This window comes from Pontivivens ytuae (assembly GCF_015679265.1).
Classification (GTDB): Bacteria; Pseudomonadota; Alphaproteobacteria; order Rhodobacterales; family Rhodobacteraceae; genus Pontivivens; species Pontivivens ytuae.
In genome coordinates this window covers 2,677,230-2,700,257 of the sequence record NZ_CP064942.1, presented here as the reverse complement: position 1 = coordinate 2,700,257, position 23,028 = coordinate 2,677,230, and the positions used below count along the sequence as shown (strand labels likewise).

Here is a 23,028-nt window from a genome sequence, read left to right as displayed (position 1 = left end):
GCCTGTAATCGGCGCAGAGTCGCCGAAAAAGAACCGGGACACGCCATGTACCGCCTAATCCGTCTCCTGAGCCTCGCGGCGCTCGCCGCGATCGGCATCTGGTATCTGGGCTTCACACCGACGGGCATCCAGCCCGCAGCCTGGCAGCCCAGCACCGATCCGGGCTTTACTGGAGTTTTCACCCCGAACAGCGCGCTGGCGGCGGTCGAGCGGCTGGATCTCGGCGATGAGCACGGGCCGGAGGACATCGCCCTCGACCAGGATGGCGTGATCTGGACCACGACGGCCGAGGGCGGGCTCTGGCGGCTCGACAATGCCGAGATGAGCCGTGTGGGACAGATGGGCGGCCGTCCGCTCGGCCTCGAATACGGGCCCGACGGGGCGCTCTACATCGCCGACAGCTATCTGGGTCTGATCCGGTGGACGCCCGCGGGCGGCTCCGAAATCCTCGCCGACGAGTTCGAGGGCGCGCCCATCCGCTATGCCAACCAGGTGGCGCCGGCGCGGGACGGCTCGGTCTACTTCTCCGTCTCGACCACCCGCCATGATCCGGAGGCGCTGGGCGGCACCCTGCCCGCCTCTGTCGTCGATCTGTGGGAGCATCAAACGACCGGCCGCGTCCTGCGCTGGACCGGCGACGCGATCGAGAAGGTGGCGGACGGCTTCTCGTTCGCCAACGGCATCGCGCTGACGCCGGACGAGGATGCGCTGCTGATCGCCGAAACCGGCGCCTACCGCATCTGGAAGCACGACCTCGCCCTCGGCGAGCGCGAGGTGCTGATCGACGCGCTGCCGGGCTTTCCCGACAACATCCAGGCGCAGGGCGACGGGACGTTCTGGATCGGCCTGGTCTCGCCGCGGCGGCCGATCGCCGACATGCTGGCGCCCTATCCCGCCGTGCGCGATGTCGTCTGGCGCCTGCCCGAGGCCGTGCGCCCGCAACCCGTTCACCATGGCATCCTGATGCGCATCGACGGCGACGGTCAGGTGCTCGAGGTCCTGCAGGACCCCGAGGGCGGCTACTCGCTCGTCACCGGCGGGATCATCGTCGGCGACCGGCTCTTCGTGAGCTCGCTGGGACAGGACGCGCTCGGCGTCATGAACGTCCGCTAGAGCACGAAGAGCACCGCGAACAGCACCAGAAGGCCGAGCGCGACCGCCCAGGTCCGCCACATCAGCGACACGCAGTGCCGGACATCTTCCGCATCCGCCGTCTTGCGGCCGTGCACGTTAAGCCATGGATCGTCTGAGGGGCCTTCGGCATAGATCCGGGGGCCGGACAGCGCGATGTCGAGGGCACCGGCCATCGCTGCCTCCGGCCAGCCCGCATTGGGGGAGCGGTGCTCGCGCGCATCCTCCAGCATCGTCTTGATCGCCGAGTCCGAGAGGGCCACGATGCCGATCAGCAGCCCGGTGAGGCGCGCAGGCACGTAGTTCATCACGTCGTCGAGCTTCGCCGCCGCCCAGCCGAAGCGCGCATGGCGCGGCGTGCGGTGCCCGATCATGCTGTCGGCGGTGTTGACCGCCTTGTAGAGCAGGAGACCCGGCAGCCCTGCCACGAGGTACCAGAAGGCTGGCGCGATCACTCCGTCGGAGAGGTTCTCGGCCCCGCTCTCGATCGCGGCGCGGGCCACACCGCTCTCGTCGAGCACCGTTGTGTCGCGCCCCACGATCTGGGCAACGGCGGCGCGCCCGGCCTCTAGGCTCTCATCCAGTCCGGTGGCCACCGCACGGACATGATCGACGAGGCTGCGCTGCGCGAGGAAGACGGCGACGACCAGGAACTCCAACGGCAGGAACAGGATCACGTCGATCAGCCAGCCGAGCACGATCGCGCCGACAGCGAGGATCGCGACCGCAAGCACCCCGTCGCGCCGCCGATCCTTGTTGAAGCGCGCATCCAGCGCCTCCACTGCGCGACCCATCAGGACCGCCGGGTGCGGCACCTTGGACCAGAGCGCCTTGGGCTCACCCACGATTGCGTCGAGTGCCATGCCAAGGGCGAGCGCCACCGTGCTCATGCCATTGCCTCCGCCAGTCTGTCGAAATCCCTGTCCCCCGCCGGCAGGCCGAGCCGTAGCCAGCGCGGGTCGTAACCGAAGGTGCGCGTCCAAATGTGGCGGCGGGCGAGTTGCTGCTGCACCGCGGCCGCGTCGTCAAACGCGTAGAGGCGGAAGAGATCGCAACCGCCGACCAGTCGCTCCGACCCCATGATCGCGTCGAGCCTGCGGGCATCGACCGCCAGCCGCGCCCGCGCCTGCTCCGCCCAGCCAGGGTCATTAAGGGCCTGCGCCGCGACGGCCAGCGCCGGACCCGAGGCCGCCCAAGGCCCCAGCCGCGCCCTCAGGATCGCCGCGTGCTCCGGCATGCAGATGGCGAAGCCAAGGCGCAGGCCGGCGAGCCCCCAGAACTTCCCGAAGCTCTTGAGCACCACGCAGCCGGGCGTCGCCGTCCGGTCGACGAAACTGGTCGTCGCAACGTCGGCAAAGCTCTCATCAACGACGGTGATCGCAGCGCCCTCCAGCACCTCCGCGCCGTAGACGCGGCCATCGGGGTTGTTGGGGTGGACGACGACACGGAGCGCGACCGGGTCATCCCCTGCCTGCACTACTTCCCGAACAGGACGGCCCCGCCCGGCGAAGGCCGCGGCGTGCTCGTTGTAGGTGGGCGAGAGGACCTCCACCGCGCCCTCCCCAGCCAGATCGGGCATGGCGGCGATCAGGGCCGAGGCGCCCGGAGCGATGACAACCTCTGCCCCGTCCGGCACACTCCAGAACGCGCGTGCGGCAGCTTCGACGGCGGCGAAAGCGCTCCGATCCGGAAGCCGGGTCCAGAGTTCAGGCGCAAGCGGAGGCAGCGGATAAGGGACCGGATTGATGCCCGTGGACAGGTCCAGCCAGTCCGTGGGCGCCCCCCCGAACTGCCGGATGGCGGCGTCCAGATTGCCGCCATGCTCCCGTTCTGGTAGAATCATGTTGGTGTCAATAACCTTGGCGCCACGAAAGGTGTGCGCAACGGATCACGTCGATCCGCCGCGCGCAAGACATCCGCGCCCATGAGCGCGCATTCGGACGGACCGATGTACGACGTTCTGATCGCATCCGATGACAGCGACGACCTGCGCGAGCGCATGGCCGCCTGTCAGCGTGCCGGTCTGAACTGCGCCGGAACCCGCGGGATGATCGAGACGCGCAACGCGCTGCTCACCGGCTATGCCCGCGCCTTCGTCCTGCCGCTGACCATGCGGCTCGCCACGGCGCTCGCCGATCTCGCCGTGCTGCGCAATCCGCGCGTGGTCATCGTGCCGCTCGCCGATGCGAGCGTGCCGAACGCGCAATGCGTCTACGACATCGTGCCGAATGCGCGCACCATGCTGAACACCCGCGTCGCACCCGAGGATCTGGCTGCGGTCCTCTGCCATGTCATCGAAACCGAAGCCCCGATGCGCGAGACGGCCTAGGCTGCCAGCCGGTCCCGCCCGTGCGGCGCCATCCAGTCGATCACCGGTCCGATGGGCACGATGCGGTGCGGGTTAATGCTCTCATGGCTCGCATGGTAGTGGCGGATGATGTGGTCGTGGTGCACCGTCTCCGCCACGCCCGGCCACTGGTAGAGCTCCCGGGTATAGGCCCAGAGGTTCGGGTACTCGATCAGCTTCGCCCGGTTGCACTTGAAGTGCCCATGGTAGACGTCGTCGAAACGGAAGAGCGTGACGACGAGCCGCCAGTCGGCCTCCGTCACCCGGTCGCCCATCAGGTAGCGGCGGGCGGACAGCCGCTCCTCCAGCCAGTCGAGCGTGTCGAAGAGCGGGTGAACGGCCGCGTCATATGCCTCCTGCGAGGCGGCAAAGCCCGACTTGTAGACCCCGTTGTTCAGCGTGTCGTAGATCCGCGCGTTCACAGGCTCGATCGCCTCGCGCAGGGGCTCCGGCCAGTAATCGTCGCGGTTGCCGGTCAGCCCGTCGAAAGCGGAGTTCAAGATGCGGATGATCTCGGAGCTTTCGTTGTTCACGATGGTCCCGCGCTGCTTGTCCCACAGGATCGGGACGGTGACGCGACCCGAGGCCTTGGGGTCGGCCTTCAGGTAGACCTCCCGCAGGAATTCCTTGCCCATCAGCGTGTCGCCGGTCGCACCGGGGAAGCTCGCGTCGAAGCTCCAGCCGTCGTTGTACATGTCGGGGTGAACGACGGAGACGGTGATGTGCTCCGTCAGCCCCTTGAGCGCGCGGAAGATCAGGGAGCGGTGCGCCCACGGGCAGGCGTAGGAGACGTAGAGGTGGTAGCGCCCGCTCTCCGCCTTGAAGCCGCCCTCGCCGGTCGGGCCGGCGCTGCCATCGGGCGTGATCCAGTTGTGATAGGCGGTGACGCTGCGCTTGAAGGCGCCGTCGCCCTTCTTGTTGACGAAATCGTCCGTGACCCACTCGCCGTCGACCAAGCGTCCCATGCGCACCTCCCTGCTGTTAACCAAGAACATGCGATGTGCGGGGGCGAGGACAACCGGCGACGGGCGCACGAACTGTCGCCGTCCGGGAAACCGGTGTGTTAACGTTCACGTCACGGCAGCGTGGCATGATGTGACGGAAAGCGATTCGAAAGCTGGACAAACGGGGCTGCCGCGCCACCTCCGAGCGGTGCTCCCAATGCAAGACAGGATCAGGCGCATGGACATCCATCTCCCCCAAGATGTCGCAACCGCACTGCGCGAGGGCGACCCCGCCCCGAAGCGCGCAAAGACCCGGCCGCGGGCCCGCATGGGCAAGCAGGTGATTGATCTCATCAGCCTCGACGAGACCGGATTCACGGTCGCGGGCGATGCGCCGCTGTTGCGTGGGCATCTGTCGCTCTATGACGGGGAGCGGCACCTCGCGGATTGCCTGATCGTCACCGCAGCGCATGAGGGGCCGCTGGTCCGCTACGAATACAAGCGGCGGACCGACGTGACCGACACGGCGGCACTCGACTACGTGCGCGATCCCTCGGCGCCGGTGGCGCTGCTGCGGTAACGCCTCCGAAGCGGCTCCGGCTCCCGGACGGACCGGCGTGCCGTGCGTATTTCTGGAAAGATGAAGAGAGCGCCTGCGGCGGAGCGGCCCTCGCCATGGCGGCGGGTGCGCCTATTGTTCCCTGCATGACGCCCTTCGCCGACCTCCTCGAAAAGCTCGCCTTCACACCCGGCCGCAACGGGAAGCTGACGCTTCTGCGCCGCTATTTCGCGGCGACGCCGGACCCGGATCGGGGCTGGGCGCTGGCGGCGCTTGCCGGCACGCTCGACCTGCCGCATGTCACCTCCTCCGTCATCAAGGGGCTGATGGAGGAGCGGATGGACCCGGTTCTGTTCTCGCTCTCCCGCTCCTATGTCGGCGATCTGGCGGAGACGGTAAGCCTGCTGTGGCCGGAGCCCGAGACCTACGATCCGCCGAGCCTCGACGAGGTGGTGACAACCCTGCTCGCCGCCAGCCGCTCAGACCGGCCCGCGGTGCTGGCGCGGCTGCTCGACCGCTGCGGCGCGTCGGCGCGGCTGGCGCTCATCAAGCTGTGCACCGGCGGGATGCGCGTCGGCGTCTCGACCCGGATGGCGCAGACTGCTCTGGCCGACGACACCCACCCGGTCGAGACCATCGAGAAGCTGTGGTTCGCGCTGGAGCCGCCCTATCCGGAGCTCTTCACCTGGCTCGAGGGCGGACCGGAGCCGGACGTCGATCTCTCCCTCGCCTACCGGCCCATGATGCTCGCGCAGCCAGTGGAGGACCGGGTGCCGACGCTGGATCCGGCTGCCCACGCCGCCGAGTGGAAATGGGACGGCATCCGGGTGCAGGCGGTCGCCACGCCCCAGGGCCGCCGCCTCTACACACGGACGGGCGAGGATATCTCCGAGAGCTTCCCCGACATCATCGACGCGATGGACTGGTACGCCTGCCTCGACGGCGAGCTTCTGGTGGTCCGCGACGGCGAGGTCGCGCCCTTCGCCCACCTGCAGAAACGGCTGGGGCGCAAGCGCGTGGGCAAGAAGACCCTCTCCGACTACCCCGCCCATGTCCGCGCCTACGACCTGCTCGACCACGCGGGCGAGGACCTGCGCGCCCTCCCCTTCACCAAGCGCCGCGCACGGCTGGAGGCGTTCGGGAGCCGCGAGCGCCTCGACATCTCCCCCCTCATCCCCTTCGACACCTGGGCCGAGCTGGAGGCGCAGCGCGACGGCGCGCGGGAGGCGGCGATGGAGGGGCTGATGCTCAAGCGCCTCGACACCGCATATGTCGCGGGCCGACCCGTCGGCATGTGGTGGAAGTGGAAGCGCGACCCGCTCGAGGCCGACTGCGTGCTGATGTACGCCCAGCGCGGCCACGGCAAGCGGTCCTCCTACTACTCCGACTACACCTTCGGCGCGTGGGTTGAGACGCCGAACGGGCGTGTGCTGACGCCGGTCGGCAAGGCCTATTCCGGTTTCACGGACAAGGAGCTGGAGGAGCTCGACCGCTTCGTCCGCAACAACTTCACCGAGCGGTTCGGCCCAGTGCGCGCCGTGAAACCCGCGCTGGTGCTGGAGATCGCCTTCGACGCCATTCAGGAGAGCACGCGCCACAAGTCCGGCGTCGCCATGCGCTTTCCCCGCATCAAGCGCATCCGCTGGGACAAGCCGATCGAGGAGGCCGACACGCTCGACCGCCTCAAGGCGATGATCGCCTAGCCCTTCACCGCGCCCTCGCTGAGGCCCGACACAAGGTACCTTTGCGCGATCAGGAAGACGACCGTGATCGGCAGGCCGGACAGGATCGCGGCGGCGGCGAAATCGCCCCACAAGTAGCGGAACTCGTTGAGGTAGAGGCGGGAGCCGACGGCGAGCGTCATCTTCTCCTCCGACCGGATCAGGACGGAGGCGATGGGGTAGTCGTTGATGAACCCGATGAAGGCGAGCACAAAGACCACCGCCATGATCGGCACCGCCAGCGGCAGAAAGATGTGGCGGAAGGTCTGCCACGGCGTCGCCCCGTCGATCATCGCCGCCTTGTCGAGCGCGGTGTCGACGCTGTCGAAGTAGCCCTTGATCGTCCAGATGTGCAGCGTGACGCCGGCGAGGTATATCATGACGAGGGAGAGATGGCTGTTGATGCCAAGGCTCGGATCGACCTCGCCCAGCGCGTCGAAGATCGCGTAGATCGCGACCAGTGCGAGCGTGCTGGGAAACATCTGGATCAGCAACAACCCGTCGAGCATCGCGCCCTTGCCCGCGATGCGGATCCGGCTGAACGCGTAGGCGGAGATCGTGGCGATCGCCAGCACCCCGGTCGAGGCGATCAGGCTGATCTTGATCGAGTTCCACATCCACAAAAGCACCGGATAGGGCGGCTCCACCACCGTCCCGTCGACCCGCGTGTAGTCGAGACCGAAGGCGAGGTACCAGTGCTCCAGCGTCGGGTTCTCTGGAATGATCGAACCAACGGCGAAGTTCCCCTCGCGAAAGGAGATCGAGAGGACCACGACGAACGGAAACAGGATCAGGAGGAGGAAGAAGATCAGGAAGCCGTGGGCCAGGATCTTCTTCACCATCAGGTCGCGCGGGCGTTCGACGATCATCTCAGGCCCTCCCGGAGCGTTTCTGCGCCGCCCGCCGCATCGCCACGAAATTGGCGTAGGAGATGGCGGCGACGACGAGGAAGATCAGCAACGTGATCGCCCCGGCCAGCCCGAATTGCTGCCCCGCATTGTCGAAGGCGAGGCGATAGGTGAAGGAGGCGAGGATATCCGTCTCCCCCGCCGGGATCACCGTACCGGGGATATCCGGCAGGCCGCGGGTGAGCAGGAAGATCAGCACCAGATTGTTGAAGTTGAACGCGAAGCTCGCGATCAGCAGCGGCAGGAAGGGCGGAATGATCTGCGGCAGGGTGATGGTGAAAAACACACGGACGGCCGACGCCCCCTCCAGCGCCGCCGCCTTCTTGTGATCCTCCGGCACCGCCTGCAGGAAGCCCATGGCGAGCAGCATCATGTAGGGATAGCCGAGCCAGGTGTTCACGATCAGCACCATGACCCGCGCCAGCGTCCCGTCGCTGAACCAGCTCGGGCGGATACCGAACAGGCTTTCGAGGATCAGGTTGATCTCGCCGAAATTCTGGTTGAACAGCCCCCGGAACACGAGGATCGAGATGAAGGCGGGCACCGCATAGGGCAGGATCAGCAGGATTCGGTAGACCGCCTTGAACCGCAGATGCGGCCACTGGAGGATCACGGCGAGCGTCAGCCCGACCGCGAAGGTCAGCACGACCGATGCGGCGGCGAAGACGAAGGTCCAGATGAAGATCGCGACCATCGGCTGGCGGATGCCTTCGGAGGTGAAGACCCGCTCGAAATTGTCCCAGCCGATGAAGACGCGCCAGCCGGGCGGCACGCGGTCGCCGCTCTCATCGACGAAGAAGCCGATGGAATGGTCGGCGGTCAGCACGCTGCCGTCGGTCCGCGTCAGCTCGTCCGGCCCGGTTCGGGTGTAGTCGGGCGTCACGGTGGCGAAGGTGCGCAGACCTGCATTGCGGAGTTCCGCGCCGTCGGGGGTGGTGAGCGTCAGCTCCTGAAGGCCGCCGCGCAGCCGCACCGCCTCCCGCCGCTCCAACAGCTCGGCGGGTGCGTCGGCCTCGCTAAGCGCCGCGGTCTGCTCGCCCGCCAGCTCCACCGGCTCCGACAACAGCCCCGCCTCCGGCAGCCACACGCGATAGGCGTCGCCATCCCGCGCCACCGCGAAAGGCTGCTCCGTCGCCGGGTCGATCGAGCCGCGGGAGGTCAGAACCTCCACCGTCCGCTCGTAGCTCAGCAGGTTGAAGGAGGAGTAGTTCGTGAAGCCGATATAGACGGTGTAGAGCACCGGAAACGCGATGAAGATCAGCACCGCCGCCACGCCCGGGAAGATGAAACGCGGGCCGTAGAACCGCTGCGCGCCGAAGATCACGGCAAAGCCCATGGCGAGCGCCAGCAGGATCGCCCCGAACAGGGGCTGCGCCAGGAGGTAGAGGTAGAACGCCGCCGCCAGCAGCACCAGCGTCACCGCCCCCACGACGAGCAGGCGCGGCAGCGGCGAGCCCTCCTCCACCGTGGCCTCCGTGGTGATCGTCATGCGCCCCTCCGCATCACGAGCCGGCGCAGCGGCGGGAGGGCCGCCGCCCCGTCCGCGTCACTCGCCCAGGATCCGGGCGGCGGCGTCGTTCAGCGCATCCTCCGGCGTCGCGGTGCCGGAGGTGATGTTGGTGAGCGCAGGCGCCATAGCGGCCCAGAACGCCCCCATCTCGGGGTTCGAAGGCATCGGCACGCCATCGGCGGCGACCTCCAGCATGCCGGAGACGAGCGGATCCTCCTGCGCCTCGGCCGCCGACATGTCCGCCAGCGCGCCCAGCGCGTCGTTCTGGTTCCAGACCGCCAGCCCCTCGTCCGTGGCAAGGTAGTTCTCGATCAACTCGACCGCGAGGTCCGCGTTCGGCGTCGCCGCGTTCACCCCAAGTGCGAGCACGCCGAGGAAGGGCGGCGCGGTCTCGCCCGCCACGGTCGGGATCGGGGCGACAGCGAAGTCGATGCCGGAGTCCTTGAAGCCGCCCCAGGCCCACGGCCCGTTGAGCACCATGGCCACTTCGCCGTTGTTCATCGCACCGTCCATGACGCCGTAATCCACGCCCTGCGGCATCACCCCGTCATCGAAAAGCGACTTGAGCACCTGCGCCCCGGCGATCGCACCATCGGTGTTCACCCCGGTCTCGGACCCGTCATAGCTGCCGTCGACCTTCTGGAAGGCGTAGCCGCCGCCCGCCATCAGCATCGGCATGGTGAAATAGGTGTTGTTGTAGTCCCAGAGGATCTTCTGCCCCTCTATGTCGAGACCGGCGATCTCCTCGAAGCTCGCCGGGGGCGTCTCGATCAGGTCGCGGTTGTAGATCAGCGTCGCCGCCTCGACCGAGATCGGATAGCCCCACGTGTTCCCGTCGAACCGGACCGCCTCCATCGCCACGGGCAGGATCCCGTCCGCCCATGCCGCCCCCGGCGCGACCGGCTGGATCAGCCCGCCGCTCGCCCATTCGCCGAAGCGATCATGGGCCCACATCACGATGTCAGGCCCGTCGCCGGTCGCCGCGGCCTGCTGGAACTTCTGCGGCAGGTCGGGGTCCACGACCTCCACGACGACCTCGATGCCCAGATCCTCGGTGAAGGCGGCGGTCGCCTCCAGCAGCGCATCGCGGTCGCGGTTTGCCCCGGTCCAGATCGTCAGCGTGTCGTCGTCGAAGGCCGCTGCGGGCAGCGCGGTCACGAGCAAAAGGGCGGAAAGCGAAAGGGCCTTGGTCATGAAATCTCCTCCCAGAGCGTCTTTTCTGTCGTTGCGAGCGTCAGCGGCTCGTCATGTGTCAGCCAGGCAAAGCCATTGCCCGGCAGGGTCAGCGTGCCATCGGCGAGGGCTGCGGCCTGCGGTCCTGCGAACTCCGTCGATCCGGTCAGGGCGAGCGTCTGCACCTCCGTCGAGAGGTTGAAGACGCAGGTCATCCGCTCGTCTCCCGCGCGCCGCTCGAAGGCGAGGAGCGGCTCGGGCAGGTCGTGGAAATGCGTTGTCCCCTCCCGCAGCGGCCGGGACGCTTTGCGCAGCGCGATCGCCTCGCGATAGAAGGCGAGGATGCCGTCGGGCGCCTGCGCATCCACCGCCCGCGCGGCCTGCGGCGCCTTTACCGGCAGCCACGGTTTCGCGTCGGAGAAGCCGGCGTTCAGCGCATCGCGCTCCCACACCATCGGCGTCCGGCAACCGTCACGGCCCTTGATCCCGGGCCAGAAGCGCAGGGCGGGCGGATCGGTCAGCTCTTCGTAGACCAGCTCCGTCTCCGTCTGGCCCAGCTCCTCACCCTGGTAGATGCCCACCGTCCCCTCGAAGGACATGAGCATCGCGCAGGTCAGCCGCGCGAGGTTATCCTCGCTCACCCCGTGTGCTGCCCAACGGCTCACATGCCGCTCCGTGTCGTGGTTGGAGAAGGACCATTTCGGGTGCCCGTCGGGCGCCCCCTTGTGGAAGCCGTCGATGCAGTTGCGGAAGAACGCGGCGCTGAAATCCTGGCCCAGCATGGCGAAACTATAGCAGACATGCAGCCGCTTCGTCCCGGCCGTGTACTGTCCCATCAGCTCGATCGCCCGCGCCGGCCCGTCGCCGACCTCCCCCACCATCATGATGTCGTCGTAGCGGTCGGTGAGCGCGCGCAGCCGCTCCAGAAAGCCGAGATTTTCCGGGCGGTTCTTGTTATAGATGTTGTTCTGCATCCCATAGAGATCCGTGGACATCACCTGGTTCTTCTTCGGCTCCGCCGGCGGGTTGGAGCGCAGATCCGCATCGTGGAAATAGTAGTTCACGGTGTCGAGCCGGAAGCCATCGAGCCCCCGGTCCAGCCAGAACTTGCATGTCTCCAGGATCGCGTCGGCGACCTCCGGATGATGGAAGTTCAGGTCCGGCTGGGCGGCGAGGAAGTTGTGCAGGTAGTACTGTCCGCGCCGCGGCTCGAACTCCCACGCCGGGCCGCCGAAATGGCTGTGCCAGTTGGTGGGCGGCGCGCCGTCGGGCAGCGGATCGGCCCAGACGTACCAGTCGGCCTTCGGATTGTCGCGGCTCGTCCGGCTCTCCCTGAACCACGGATGCTGGTCGGAGGTGTGCGAAAGCACCTGATCGGTGATGACCTTCAGCCCCAGAGCATGGGCCCGCGCGATCAGCGCGTCGAAATCGGCGAGCGTGCCGAAGAGCGGGTCGATGTCGAGATAGTCCGACACGTCGTAGCCCATGTCCTTCTGCGGGGAGACGAAGACGGGCGACAGCCAGATGCAGTCCGCACCGAGCTCCGCCACATGCTCCAGCCGCCGGGTGATCCCGTTGAGATCCCCCACCCCGTCGCCGTTGTCGTCCTGAAAAGAGCGCGGATAGATCTGGTAGATCACCGCATCCCGCCACCATTCGCGCATGTCAGCCCCCAAGCCGAGTCGGGAGCACCGTATCAAACCGCTTTCGATATTCAAAACGTTTTGAATGCGTGAAATTGCATCTGAATTGATATATTCAGGTGGTTGATTGGACATGAGCAAAATCGATTTGAGACCACGGCCTTGGCAACCCTGAAGGATATCGGCGCGGAGCTCGGCCTCTCGGTCGCCACGGTCAGCCGCGCGCTGAACGGGTTTCCGGAGGTCAGCCTCAAGACCCGCACCAAGGTGCAGGAGACCGCCGACCGCCTCGGCTACCGGCCCAATCGCGTAGCCCAGCGCCTCGTCACCGGGCGCTCGGGCATGGTCGGCATGGTGGTCAAGATCAAGCCGGACATGAGCGCCGACCAGACCTTCTTCGAGATGCTAACGGGCCTGACCGCAGCACTGTCGGCGCGCGAAACCGACCTCGTGCTCGCCGTCGACCAGGGCGGCGACCCGGTCCTGCCCTACCGCAAGCTGCTGGAGCGCGGCATCCTCGACGGCTTCATCCTGAACGCGCCGGTCACCGACGATCCGCGGGTGACCTTCCTGCGGGAGCAGGGCATCCCCTTCGTCCTGCATGGCCGGGACCGGGCAACGCCGGACTACCCGAACTTCGGGATCGACAACGCCGCCGTCTCTGCCACCTCGGTCGACATGCTCGCCCATCTCGGCCACCGCCGGATCGCACTGATCAACGGCGAACTGCGCCACGCCTATGCCGCCGAACGGCTTGAGGGATTTCGGGCGGCGATGGCCCGCCACGACCTCGCCCCCGACAGCGCCCGCAACGGTGCGACGTTCGAGAGCCACGCCTACACCCGCGCGCTGGAGTTGCTGGCGCAGGCGGACGCGCCCACCGCATTCGTCTGCGCGTCCACCGTCATCGCGGCAGGCGTGATGCGCGCCGTGCGCGACCGCGGGCTGAGCGTGCCGGGCGACGTATCCGTCATGGCCCATGACGACGCGCTGCCGCTCACCCGCGCGATCAGCTTCGATCCCGCGCTCACGGTGACCCGCGCCCCGCTGCGCGACGCGTGCGAGCCGCTCGCGAACATGCTGGTGGACCATCTGGGCGGCGTGCCGGCGGAGGCGCTTCAGGTTATGATGGACGTGGAATTGATCGTGCGCGGCTCCACCGGGCCGGCGCCGAAGGGGGGATAGCAATGGGTCTCGACATAGGGAGCACGACGGCGCTTCATCTCGCGCAGGTGACAAAGAACTACGGCATCGTCGAGGTCCTGCACGACATTGATATCGAGATGGCGGAGGGCGAGTTCCTCGTCCTCGTCGGCCCCTCGGGCTGCGGCAAGTCCACGCTCCTCAATTGCATCGCGGGGCTGGAGGAGATCACGTCGGGCACCCTCCAGATCGGCGGGCGCGATGTGACGCGGGAGCCGCCGAAGGACCGCGACATCGCCATGGTCTTCCAGTCCTACGCGCTCTATCCGACCATGAGCGTGGCCGAGAATATCGGCTTCGGGATGAAGATCCGGAAGGTCCCCAAGGCGCAGATGGACGCGAAAATCGCGGAGGTCGCAGCCCTCCTCCAGATCGACCACCTGCTCGACCGGCGGCCCAGCCAGCTTTCGGGCGGGCAGCGCCAGCGCGTCGCCATGGGCCGGGCGCTGGTGCGCGATCCGAAGCTCTTCCTCTTCGACGAACCACTCTCGAACCTCGACGCCAAGCTCCGGGTGGAGATGCGGGCCGAGATCAAGCGCCTGCACCGCACCACCGGCGCCAGCATCGTCTACGTCACGCACGACCAGATCGAGGCGATGACGCTCGCCAGCCGCATCGTCGTGCTGAAGGACGGCTACATCCAGCAGATCGGCACGCCGGAGGAGATCTACGACCGCCCCGCCAACGCCTTCGTCGCCGACTTCATGGGCTCGCCGCCGATGAACATGGTGCCGGCGGAGGTTACGGGCGAGGGCATCCGGATCGGCGACACTACCCTCGCCTTACCCACCGACGGCCTGCCCGCCCGAGTGACCTTCGGTATCCGGCCGGAACATCTGGGCCGCGCGACCGGCACACCGGATCTCACGGTCACGCCCACGATGATCGAGAACACGGGCTCGGAAAGCTACGTCACCTTCCTGCTTGGTGAGACGCCCGTCACCGCGCGCCTGCCCGGCCGCCTGCCGGAGGACAGCACCGAGCCGCTCGGCCTCGCCGTCGACCCCGCCCATGTCAGTTTTTTCAACGCGGAGACCGGCGCCCGCCTTCGCGCCTGACGTTCAGCTTCGACCAAACATCCCAAGGGGAGCCGCGCCCCGAAACGAAAAGCCCCGGCGCGATAGCCGGGGCTTCCGATGCGTCAGGCGAAAAGGATCAGAGGCTTTCCTCGATCCAGCCCTGCAGCGCGGCCTTCGGCGCCGCGCCCGTCTTGTTGGAGACGACGGCCCCGTCCTTGAACAGGAACAGCGCCGGGATGCCCCGCACGCCGAGCTGTGCCGGCGAGTTCGGGTTCTCGTCCACGTTGACCTTGGCGATCTTCACGCGGCCCTCATAGGCCTCGGAGAGCTCTTCGAGCGCCGGGCCGATCTGCTTGCAGGGCCCGCACCACTCCGCCCAGAAATCGACAACCACGGGGATGTCGGATTTCAGGACGTCGGCCTCGAAGCTGTCGTCGGTGACTTTCATCGTAGCCATGTCAGGCTCCTTGTCCGGTTATATCGTATGCCTTGCGGCCTCGGAGGCAAAACCTAGGCACCCGCCCCAACCGGGTCAAGGCGCGGTGGCGCGGGTGAGCGCCGCGTTCACGAGGGCGTGCGGCAGCTCCATCAGCCGTCGCTCGGCGGTCCACAGGACGAGCGGGACGACCGGCACGTCGAAGGCCGGCGTGAGCGCCGCGACGTAAGCACCCATCTGCCGCAGGATCGCCTCAGGCACGTCCTCGGGCCGCTCGGGCACCACGCGGTTCGACTTGAAATCGACGATCAGGACGCGGTCCGTCTCCACCACCAGCCGGTCCACGCGGCCGAACATCCGCCGCCCGCCCAGGTCCCCGCAGGCCGGCACTTCGGCGAGGCTGTCGGGGCCGAAGAAGTGTGCGAGCGCCGGGTCCTGCACCACCGCCAGCGCTTCGGAATGCACCGCCTCGGCCAGCGCGTCGGGCAGACCATCGGACCGCACCGAAGCACGCTGCTCCGGCGGCAGCTCCGCCATCCGCTCGATCAGATCGTGGATCGCCGTGCCGCGCGCCTTCGCCAGCTCCGCCGGATCGCCCTCCCCCGGCAGCGCATGCGCCCCGCCGAGATCGGAGGGCGAGACCAGCCGCACCCGCTCCGCCGCCGTGACCGGCGCGTGCGCCCAGTCGGGCAGCGCGACGGCCTCCGTTGCTACCGCCTCTTCCGCCGCGCCCGCGTCGGGCCAGTTTTCGGTGATCCGGCATCCCTCGCCGACCGCCTCCGCGGGCAAGCGCTCCATGGCGGCGGCGACCATGCCGTACCAGCACTGCTCCGCGGTCGCCTCCTTCAGCTCCGGCCCGGCACCCGCCACGATCAGCCAGTGCTCGGCCCGCGTCAGTGCGACGTAGAGCAGGCGCTCGCTTTCACGTGCCGCCTTCTCGCCCAGCGCACCTATGGCGTCCGAGACGGGATCGGGCCGAGGTTTCGCCTGCCAGACCGGCCCCACCGGGTCCACCTTGACCACCGGCGGCGGGGTCTGGGCGCGGCGCGGCCCCGTGTCCGGCAGGATGACCACCGGCGCCTCCAGCCCCTTCGCGCCATGTACGGTCATGACCCGGACCTCGCCCGCGCCCTCCTCCTGCTCGCGCTTGATCTCCAAGCCATCGGCATCGATCCAATCGAGGAAGCCAGTGAGGCTTGGCGCCCGCTCCCGCTCGTAGGCGAGGGCTTGGGCCAGCAACTCATCGATCCCGTCCACCGCCTCATGCCCCAACCGCGCGAGGAAGCGCCGCCGCCCGCCATGGCGTGTCAGGATCCGGTCGAGGAATTCGTAGGGCCGGATGAAGTCCGCCTGCCCGCGCAGGTCCTGCAAGAAAGCGGCGGCCTCCGCCAGACCCGGCTCTGCCTGCACCCGCCCGATCAGCCGCTCCCGCCCGCGGCCATGCGCCAGCTGGTAGAGCCCCGCCTCGTCCACGTCGAAGAGCGGCGAGCGCAGCGCCGCGGCCAGCGACAGGTCGTCGTCCGGCGTGGTGGCAAAGCGCATGAGCGCGAGCAGGTCGCGTACCGCCAGCTCCTCGCCCAGCCGCATCCGGTCGGCGCCGGAGACGGGCACGCCCCGCGCCTTCATCTCCCGAATGAGCGCGTTGAAGAGCACGCCGCGCCGCTGGACGAGGATCAGCACGTCGCCCGCGCCGACCACCCGCGCGCCCTCGCGACCCGGCAGCGGGGCGCGGCCGATCATGCCATGTACCGCGTCGGCCACCTGCTCCGCCAGGCGAAGCTGCGCATTGTCGGGCGAGGGCTCGTCGATCGCGCGCCACCAGTCGGTGCCCTCGTCGCCCTTCTCCTGCACCAGATACGGCCACAGATCGACGCGGCCCGGCTTCTCGTCGTCGTAGGCGAGGTGGTGCACGGCGTCGGTCACATCACCGCGTCCCGGCACCTCGAACACCGCATCGGTCAGCCGCAGGATCGCGGGCGCGGAGCGGAAGGAGTAGTCGAGCGCCACGCGCGCAAACGGCTTCTCCGCCTCCGCCAGACGGGTCCCGAACATCTCCCGCATCTCGCCGAAGGCGCGGGGCTGCGCGCCCTGGAACGAGTAGATCGACTGCTTCTCGTCCCCCACGACGAAGAGCGTCCGGTCCACGCGCCCCGCCCCGGCGCCGGCATAGAACTCCGGCGTCAACGCCTCGATCACCTGCCACTGCTCGGGGCTCGTGTCCTGCGCCTCGTCCACCAGGATGTGCTCGATCCCACCGTCGAGGCGGTAGAGCACCCACGCGGCCATGTCCGCCTCGGTCAGCAGGGCGCGGGTGCGCGTGATGAGATCGTCGAAGTCGAGCAGCCCGCCCGCCGCCTTCGCCGCCGCATAGCGGTCAAGGAACGCCTCCGCGAAGTCATGCAACGCCTTGGTCCGCGCGGCCGTTATGCGGGCAATCCGGCGCGTCCGCGCCTCCGCCACCGCCTCGGCCAGCCGGTCGAGCGCATCGAGATCCGCGTCGCCCAGCGCGCCGCGTGCGCCCCTGGTGCCGATCTTGCCACGTTTCGGCCCATGCGGTTCTTTCGCGCTCGCGCCGAACAGCAGGAACTTCTCGGCCTCCTCCTGCCGCCGCGCCGCATCCTCCGCGTCGGTGATCGCGCCGACCGTCTCGACACCTTTCTCCTGCTCCGTCGCCGTGCCCGCCGCCGCCATCGCCCCGGCGAGCCGCCGCAGCAGCGCCCGCGCGTCCTCGTCCACCACCGCCACCGGCCCCTGCGTGTCGCCGCCCAGCGCCCGTTCGCAGGCCGCCACATCGAAGCTGCCGAAGGCGTCGCGCGTCCCCAGAATCGCCCCGATCAGCCCGTCCGGTCCGTCGCCCGGCACGTGCAGCGCCATCTCGGCGAAGGTCTCGGGCCGCTCCTCCGCCAGCGCATCCAGGATCTCCTCGCGCAGCGCCGCGGCCTCCCGATCGTCCATCTCGCGGAAGCGTGGCGGCACGCCCGCCTCGACCGGGAAGCGGCGCAGGACCGCAGCGCAGAAGGCGTGGATCGTCTGGATCTTCAGCTCGCCCGGCACCTCCAGCGCCGCGGCGAACAGACGGCGCGCGCGCGGCAGGTCGTCGCCCGGCTCCTCCAATGCGGCAAGCTCCGCCCGCAGCGCCTCATCCGGCATCATCGACCACTGGCCGAGGCGGCGGAACAGGCGGTTCTTCATCTCCGCCGCCGCGGCCTTGGTGTAGGTGAGGCAGAGGATGCGTTGGGGATCGGCGCCGTGCAGCAAAAGCCGCGCCACCCGGTCGGTGAGCACCCGCGTCTTGCCGGAGCCCGCATTGGCCCCGACCCAGACGGAGCCCGCGGGGGTCGACGCGCTGTTCTGCGCCCGGCTCGCGTCGCTCAGGCTCATGTCACCACCTGCACGGGCGCAGCGTCCGCGTCCCCCCACTCGCCCCGACGCGCCAGATGGTCGTAGTCGGAGGCGAACTTCACCAGTCGCGGGCGGCTGCGCGCGATGTAGCCTTGGCCAGGCTGCGCGTATTCGGCGATCAGCGCCGCGAGCCGCTCCCACGCCTGCGCGATATCCTCGTGATGCGGATCGACCGGCACCGTCCTGGCGTCAGATCCGAGGCCGATCAGCTCCAGATGCGCGACGGGCGCGGGGTCGAGGCCCGCGAAGCCCCCGGCCTGCGCAATTGAAGCCTCCAGCGGGAGCTGCACGGCGAAGCTGCGCACCTCCTTCTCGCTCGGCGGATTGCCGGATTTGTAGTCGTATATGCGGTAGCGGCCCGCAGCATCCCGATCGATCCGGTCGGCCTTCGCGGTGAGGCGGAAGGGCGGGTCGGCGAGGTCGCGGTGTCCCCGCACCTCCAGCCCCACCGGAACGCCCGCGGCGCGACGGTCGACCTCCCGCTGCACTAGAACATCCGCGATGCGCAGGAGCCGCCCTCGCCAGAGCGCGCGGATCGCAGGGGCCGGAACCTCGGCGGTCAGCACCTCCTCGGTGATCCGGTCAAGCAGCGCGCGCGCCTCCGCCCCCTCCGCCCCGCCGAGTGCAGTCGCGAACCGCTCCATGATCGCGTGCAGCACCGTGCCCCGCATCAGCGCATCCGCCGCGCGCCCCGGCGGGTCGAGCGGTTTCAGGCCCAACACATGGCGCGCGTAGATCGCATAGGGATCGCGGATCAGCGTCTCGATCCGCGTGACGGAGAGCTGGCGCGGCCGCGCCTCCGGCGGCGGGGCCGGGTTGGGGCGCGGGGCGGGCGACATCGTTTGCGCAGGCCGGTCGAGCTCCACCGCTTCCGCCAGCAGCCGCGATCCCCGCGCGCGCATGTCTGCGAACGCCGCCGCCCCCTCTGGCCCCAGTCCCTCGATCAGGTTGGTCAGGCGGATCAGCCAGCGGCTCGCCACCGTCGGCGCGCCCTCGACCCGGGCCGCGCGGGTCATCACCACGCGCCCACCGCTCAGCGCCGACTGGATGTCGTGGGCGGCAAGGCCCGTTTCCCGCTCCGGCAGCTCCAGCCCCACGGCACGGCGCATGTCGCGGCTCAGCCACGGATCGGGCGCGGGCCGCCCCGGCCAGACGCCCTCGTTGAGCCCAGCGAGGATCGTGAGGTCCGCGCGCACCATCCGTGCCTCCAGCGCGCCGAGGATGCGGATGCGCGGCTCGGCGAGGAACGCCTCGGCCCGCACGTTCTCCGCCGCGAGCTGCGTGTCGAGGAGGCGCGCGACATCCTGCGCCCGCACCGGCCCCGCCGCGTCTGTCGCCTGCGCGAGCCGGTCGAGCACCGCCTGCGCCGCAAGGCCCGCCTCCTCGTCCCAGACGGTTGGCGTACCGGCCTCGCCGCCGCTCAGCGCCTCCGCCACCTGCCGGAGCCGGGCGATGTGATCCGCGAGGTCGTCGCCTCCCGTGCCGAGCGGAGCCAGCGCCCCGCGCAGCCACGCGATCCAGCCGGGCGCACCGTCATCGTTCCGCCGATCCTCCGCCCACCCGGCGAGCTTCGCCCAGTCCGGCGCCGGGCCGTCGAGTAGCCGCTCCCCGGTCTGGAGCCCGATGACACGCCGCAGGTGCAGCCGCCTCTCCTCCCCCGTGCCGCCGACCAGCGGGTGTTTCAGGAGCGCCACGAGGTCGGCAGGAGGCACCGGCCGCCCGATCAATGCCGCGAGCTGGCGCAGCAGGATCCCCGGCGGCGTCAGGTGCAGCGGCCGCCCCGCGCTGTCATCGGGCACGATCCCCCAGCGGTCGAGCGCCGCCGTCACGCGCCGCGCGATGTCGCGGTCGGGGGTGACGAGCGCCGCCGTCTCCCCCGCCTCGACCGCGCGGCGCAGGGTCCAGGCGATGGTTTCGGCCTCCTCCCGCGGGGTCTTCGCTTCGATCAGCGTGAGGTCCGCCGTCGCCTCCGCCACCTCGGGCGCGCGGGCCGGAGCCTCCGCCAGCCAGGTGTCCGTGGTCGGCGCGGGGCGCAGGGCGAGCGAGACGAGGCGCCCCCGCGCGCCGCCATCCGTCCCATGCCACAGCGGCAGGTGCACCGGGTCGATCCGCAGCGCACGGCAAACCTGCGCGAGCCCGTATTGCGGGTGATCGGCGGGCAGGTCCAGGTCGCGCCAGATGTCGGCGGGCAGGTCCGAGTCCCAGCCCGGCAGCACGATCGCGCCCTGCGGCAGCGCCGTGATCCCCTCCATCAGCAGCCGCACCCAGGCCCGGCTGCCGGTGGAGCCTGCGAGGATCACCGGCCCCGGCGCAGGCGCCGCCTGCCACGTCGCGAGCCGCGCGCGCACCGCAGCCCGACGCAGAGCCTCGGGATCCGGCGCGCCGCCCTCCGCCTCCGCCCGCACCTCGGGCCACGCCTCCGTCGCGATGCGCAGGAAGGCGAGCGCGCGCTGCCAGTGCTCCGCATGGCCCGCGGGGTCGAGCTTGGCCAGCGCCTCGGGCGGCAGGCCCACGGCGTCCATCTCGTCGATCAGAGCCGCGAGGCTGTTGGCGAGGTCGAACACCGCCGCCCGCGGCGCGAGGCCCGGATCGGCCTCCACCATCGCCGCGACCAGCCGGGCGAGGTGCAGCATCCTGCGCAGCGGCGGCACTGCATCGCCCTCCGCAAGATCCGTCACTGTCCCGATGGCAGGCAGCAGCCCGGTCCAGCGCGTATCGGCGGCCAGCGCCGCCTCCACCGTCCGCTGCGCCCGGCGGGTGTTGAGCAGAACCTGCGCCCGCGCCCGCTCGAGCTGCGGCAATCCAGCGAGCCGCTCCGTCAGCCCCTCCACCAGGCAGGCGGTGAAATCGGCCCCGGCGGGCACGGCATAGACGCTCATCCGCGCACCAGCGCGTCGGCCGCCGCCAGCCCCTCCGGCGTGCCGACATCGACCCAGGGGCCAGGTGCTACGGCCAGCCCCAGCCGCCCCGCCGCGAGCAGCCGGTTCCACACCACGTTGAGGGAGAACTTGCCGGGCGCGAGCCCGTCCAGCACCGCCGGATCGATCACCTGCATCCCGGCATAGACGTATTCGGCCGAGGGCCGGTCGCCGCGGCGCACCGGCCCGCCCTCGGTCAGATCGAAATCGCCCGCGCCGGGATGGCAGCGCGTCTCCACCCGCCGCACGACGAGCAGGCAGGCATCGTGGCGCGCCGGGTCCCAGCCCTGCGCCAGCGCCGCGACCGCCGCCGCCGGATCGCCCCAGGCCACGTCGGGGTTCACGGTCATCACGGGCGCGGGCGGCAGCAGGGGCCGCGCCGCGAGCAGGCCGCCACCGGTCTCCAGGATCTCCGGCTCGTGGGAGATCCGGATGGCAGGCGCGCGCCGCCCGCTCAGCGCCGCCTCCACCAGACCGGCGTGGTAATGGGTGTTGACCACCGCCTCCGCCACGCCCGCCGCCGCGATCTGGTCGAGCGCGCGGTCGAGCAGGGTGCACCCGCCGATTTCCAGCAGAGGCTTCGGCCGGTCGGCGGTCAGCGCGCCCATGCGCGTGCCGAACCCGGCGGCGAAGACCATCGCGGCGCGCGGCAGGCTCATGCGGTGACGGCCTCCGGCGCGGGAACGTGGCGCGCGACCCAGGCGCGGAGCCCGGCGAGCGCCGGGTGGGCGAGGTCGCGCTGCAGATGCGCCCAGACCCGCGGCTGATGCGCGAGATAAGCCGGCTTCCCGTCCCGCCGGTCGAGGCGGGAGAAGATGCCGATGATCTTCAGGTTTCGCTGGGCGCCGAGCACCGCATAGGCCCGCGCGAACGCCTCCTCCGAGGCGCCGGTGCGGTCGAGGAAGCGGCGGATCATGGCCTTTTGCAACTCCTCGGACGTATCGCGGCGGGCATCCTCCAACAGCGACACGACGTCGTAGGCCGGATGCCCAGCGAGCGCGTCCTGGTAGTCGAGGAGCCCGACCCGCGCCGCACCCGCCCGCTCCGGCAACCACAACAGGTTCTCCGCATGATAATCGCGTAGGACGATCACAGGAGCGGCCTTGAGCGCCGCGCAGGCCTCGGCCACCAGCGCCTCGTAGGCAGCTATCTCCGCCGCTTGCAGGCTCACGCCGCGAGCAGGCAGATACCAGTCGGTCAGCAGCCGCGCCTCGCGCAGATACGTCGCTTCGTCGTAAGGCGGCAGGCCGTCAGCCGACACATCCGCCTGAATACCCGCCAGCGCATCGACCGCGGCTTCGTAGAGCGCGACTTCATCCACCCGCCCCGTCACACGCGCGAAGAGCGCATCGCCCAGATCTTCCAGCAGCAACAGGCCCGCTTCGGCGTCCTCGGCCAGTACCTCCGGCGCGCTGAAGCCGCCCGCGCGCAGCCGCCGCGTCACGTCGAGGAAGGGGCGCACGTCCTCGCCCTTCTCCGCCGGGGCGTCCATCAGGACCATCCCACCAACACGAAGATAACGGCGGTTCGAGGCGTCGCCCGCCAGCATCGAGCACGGCGCACCGCCATGGCCCGCACGCTCCAGAAACGCCGCGATCCGGGGCTCAGGCGTCATGACATTCTCCTTCGGCCAGCGGACGCAGCCGGGTCCAGCCCGCCCCGTACCCGCTCAGATGCGCCACCCGCGCCTCGCTGTCCGCCGCAGGCTCCAGCGCCAGTGCCACGTGGTCCGCGGGCGTCATCTCGCCAAGCCGCTCGGGCCACTCGATGAGGCAGACGGCGGTGCCCAGCGCATCCTCCACGCCCAGCTCCACCAACTCATCGACGGCGCCGAGGCGGTAGAGATCCATATGCCAGAGCGGCCCCCGCGCCGTCGCGTAGTCCTGCACCAGCGTGAAGGTCGGCGAGGGCACCTCCTGTTCCGGCGTCGTCAGCGCGCGGATCAGCGCGCGCGCGAAATGGCTCTTGCCCGCACCGATCGGCCCCGACAGCAGCAGCGTGTCCCCCGCGCGCAGGCCGCCGGCCAGCCGCTCGGCAAGGCGCGCCGTGGCCTCGGCATCCGGCAGCGTGAGGTGGAGGGGCGCAGTGTCGTCCATGGCTCTCCCCTAGCAGAG

Annotated in this window: 19 protein-coding genes; 6 read left to right on the top strand and 13 right to left on the bottom strand. The window is 69.6% G+C overall.

Going from position 1 to position 23,028, the window contains the following annotated elements; all coding sequences use genetic code 11:
* Window positions 1–45: 45 nt before the first annotated feature.
* Window positions 46–1,113, top strand: coding sequence for an SMP-30/gluconolactonase/LRE family protein (locus I0K15_RS13235; RefSeq protein ID WP_196101983.1), 1,068 nt, complete (start codon window positions 46–48; stop codon window positions 1,111–1,113).
* Here the strand turns inward: I0K15_RS13235 and cbiB are convergent.
* Together cbiB and I0K15_RS13225 are read right to left on the bottom strand one after the other, a co-directional pair.
* Window positions 1,110–2,021 (bottom strand): adenosylcobinamide-phosphate synthase CbiB, encoded by a 912-nt coding sequence (gene cbiB, locus I0K15_RS13230; protein ID WP_196101982.1) that lies wholly within the window; start codon window positions 2,019–2,021, stop codon window positions 1,110–1,112. The genes I0K15_RS13235 and cbiB overlap by 4 nt on opposite strands.
* Window positions 2,018–2,974 carry a threonine-phosphate decarboxylase gene (locus tag I0K15_RS13225; RefSeq protein ID WP_196101981.1) on the bottom strand — a complete coding sequence of 319 codons (957 nt, stop codon included), beginning with the start codon at window positions 2,972–2,974 and terminating at the stop codon, window positions 2,018–2,020. The genes cbiB and I0K15_RS13225 overlap by 4 nt, the downstream gene beginning before the upstream one ends.
* 81 nt (window positions 2,975–3,055) lie before the next feature.
* Here I0K15_RS13225 and I0K15_RS13220 point away from each other — a divergent pair, with 81 nt between their 5' ends.
* Complete coding sequence (locus tag I0K15_RS13220) at window positions 3,056–3,460, top strand: hypothetical protein (RefSeq protein WP_230374117.1); 405 nt, start codon at window positions 3,056–3,058, stop codon at window positions 3,458–3,460.
* On the opposite strand, the gene I0K15_RS13215 is transcribed toward I0K15_RS13220, so the two are convergent.
* Window positions 3,457–4,443: a glutathione S-transferase family protein gene (locus I0K15_RS13215; RefSeq protein ID WP_196101979.1), complete on the bottom strand. Its 987-nt coding sequence runs from the start codon at window positions 4,441–4,443 to the stop codon at window positions 3,457–3,459. The genes I0K15_RS13220 and I0K15_RS13215 overlap by 4 nt on opposite strands.
* Before the next feature lie 217 nt (window positions 4,444–4,660).
* Between I0K15_RS13215 and I0K15_RS13210 the strand changes: the two genes are divergently transcribed.
* Window positions 4,661–5,002, top strand: a complete 342-nt coding sequence (locus I0K15_RS13210) for a hypothetical protein (RefSeq protein WP_196101978.1) — start codon at window positions 4,661–4,663, stop codon at window positions 5,000–5,002.
* A 125-nt stretch (window positions 5,003–5,127) separates the two neighbouring features.
* Window positions 5,128–6,684 carry a cisplatin damage response ATP-dependent DNA ligase gene (locus I0K15_RS13205; RefSeq protein WP_196101977.1) on the top strand — a complete coding sequence of 519 codons (1,557 nt, stop codon included), beginning with the start codon at window positions 5,128–5,130 and terminating at the stop codon, window positions 6,682–6,684.
* On the opposite strand, the gene malG is transcribed toward I0K15_RS13205, so the two are convergent.
* From malG to I0K15_RS13185, 4 genes are read right to left on the bottom strand one after another with little or no spacing between them, the layout of a single operon-like run.
* Window positions 6,681–7,571, bottom strand: a complete 891-nt coding sequence (gene malG, locus I0K15_RS13200; RefSeq protein WP_196101976.1) for a maltose ABC transporter permease MalG — start codon at window positions 7,569–7,571, stop codon at window positions 6,681–6,683. The genes I0K15_RS13205 and malG overlap by 4 nt on opposite strands.
* A 1-nt stretch (window position 7,572) precedes the next feature.
* On the bottom strand, window positions 7,573–9,099 hold the full coding sequence (malF, locus tag I0K15_RS13195) for a maltose ABC transporter permease MalF (RefSeq protein WP_196101975.1): 1,527 nt from the start codon (window positions 9,097–9,099) through the stop codon (window positions 7,573–7,575).
* 57 nt (window positions 9,100–9,156) lie between these two features.
* Entirely contained in the window at window positions 9,157–10,314 is a 1,158-nt protein-coding gene (gene malE, locus I0K15_RS13190; protein ID WP_196101974.1) for a maltose/maltodextrin ABC transporter substrate-binding protein MalE, read from the bottom strand.
* Window positions 10,311–11,957, bottom strand: a complete 1,647-nt coding sequence (locus I0K15_RS13185) for an alpha-glucosidase family protein (protein ID WP_196101973.1) — start codon at window positions 11,955–11,957, stop codon at window positions 10,311–10,313. The genes malE and I0K15_RS13185 overlap by 4 nt, the downstream gene beginning before the upstream one ends.
* A gap of 141 nt (window positions 11,958–12,098) precedes the next feature.
* Between I0K15_RS13185 and I0K15_RS13180 the strand changes: the two genes are divergently transcribed.
* Window positions 12,099–13,121 carry a LacI family DNA-binding transcriptional regulator gene (locus I0K15_RS13180; protein WP_196101972.1) on the top strand — a complete coding sequence of 341 codons (1,023 nt, stop codon included), beginning with the start codon at window positions 12,099–12,101 and terminating at the stop codon, window positions 13,119–13,121.
* A 2-nt stretch (window positions 13,122–13,123) separates the two neighbouring features.
* On the top strand, window positions 13,124–14,197 hold the full coding sequence (locus I0K15_RS13175) for an ABC transporter ATP-binding protein (protein ID WP_196101971.1): 1,074 nt from the start codon (window positions 13,124–13,126) through the stop codon (window positions 14,195–14,197).
* 97 nt (window positions 14,198–14,294) lie between these two features.
* Here the strand turns inward: I0K15_RS13175 and trxA are convergent, their stop codons facing one another.
* The 6 genes from trxA to tsaE form a co-directional block, all read right to left on the bottom strand.
* Complete coding sequence (trxA, locus tag I0K15_RS13170; RefSeq protein WP_196101970.1) at window positions 14,295–14,615, bottom strand: thioredoxin; 321 nt, start codon at window positions 14,613–14,615, stop codon at window positions 14,295–14,297.
* A 75-nt stretch (window positions 14,616–14,690) separates the two neighbouring features.
* Entirely contained in the window at window positions 14,691–17,975 is a 3,285-nt protein-coding gene (gene addA, locus I0K15_RS13165) for a double-strand break repair helicase AddA (RefSeq protein ID WP_196101969.1), read from the bottom strand.
* A complete protein-coding gene (addB, locus tag I0K15_RS13160; protein WP_196101968.1) occupies window positions 17,972–20,875 on the bottom strand; it encodes a double-strand break repair protein AddB in 2,904 nt (967 codons plus the stop codon). Before addB ends, addA begins: the two co-directional genes overlap by 4 nt.
* Entirely contained in the window at window positions 20,872–21,573 is a 702-nt protein-coding gene (locus I0K15_RS13155) for a nucleotidyltransferase family protein (protein WP_196101967.1), read from the bottom strand. Before I0K15_RS13155 ends, addB begins: the two co-directional genes overlap by 4 nt.
* Window positions 21,570–22,529, bottom strand: a complete 960-nt coding sequence (locus tag I0K15_RS13150; protein ID WP_196101966.1) for an aminoglycoside phosphotransferase family protein — start codon at window positions 22,527–22,529, stop codon at window positions 21,570–21,572. Before I0K15_RS13150 ends, I0K15_RS13155 begins: the two co-directional genes overlap by 4 nt.
* On the bottom strand, window positions 22,519–23,010 hold the full coding sequence (gene tsaE, locus I0K15_RS13145; RefSeq protein ID WP_196101965.1) for a tRNA (adenosine(37)-N6)-threonylcarbamoyltransferase complex ATPase subunit type 1 TsaE: 492 nt from the start codon (window positions 23,008–23,010) through the stop codon (window positions 22,519–22,521). The genes I0K15_RS13150 and tsaE overlap by 11 nt, the downstream gene beginning before the upstream one ends.
* Window positions 23,011–23,028 lie beyond the last annotated feature (18 nt).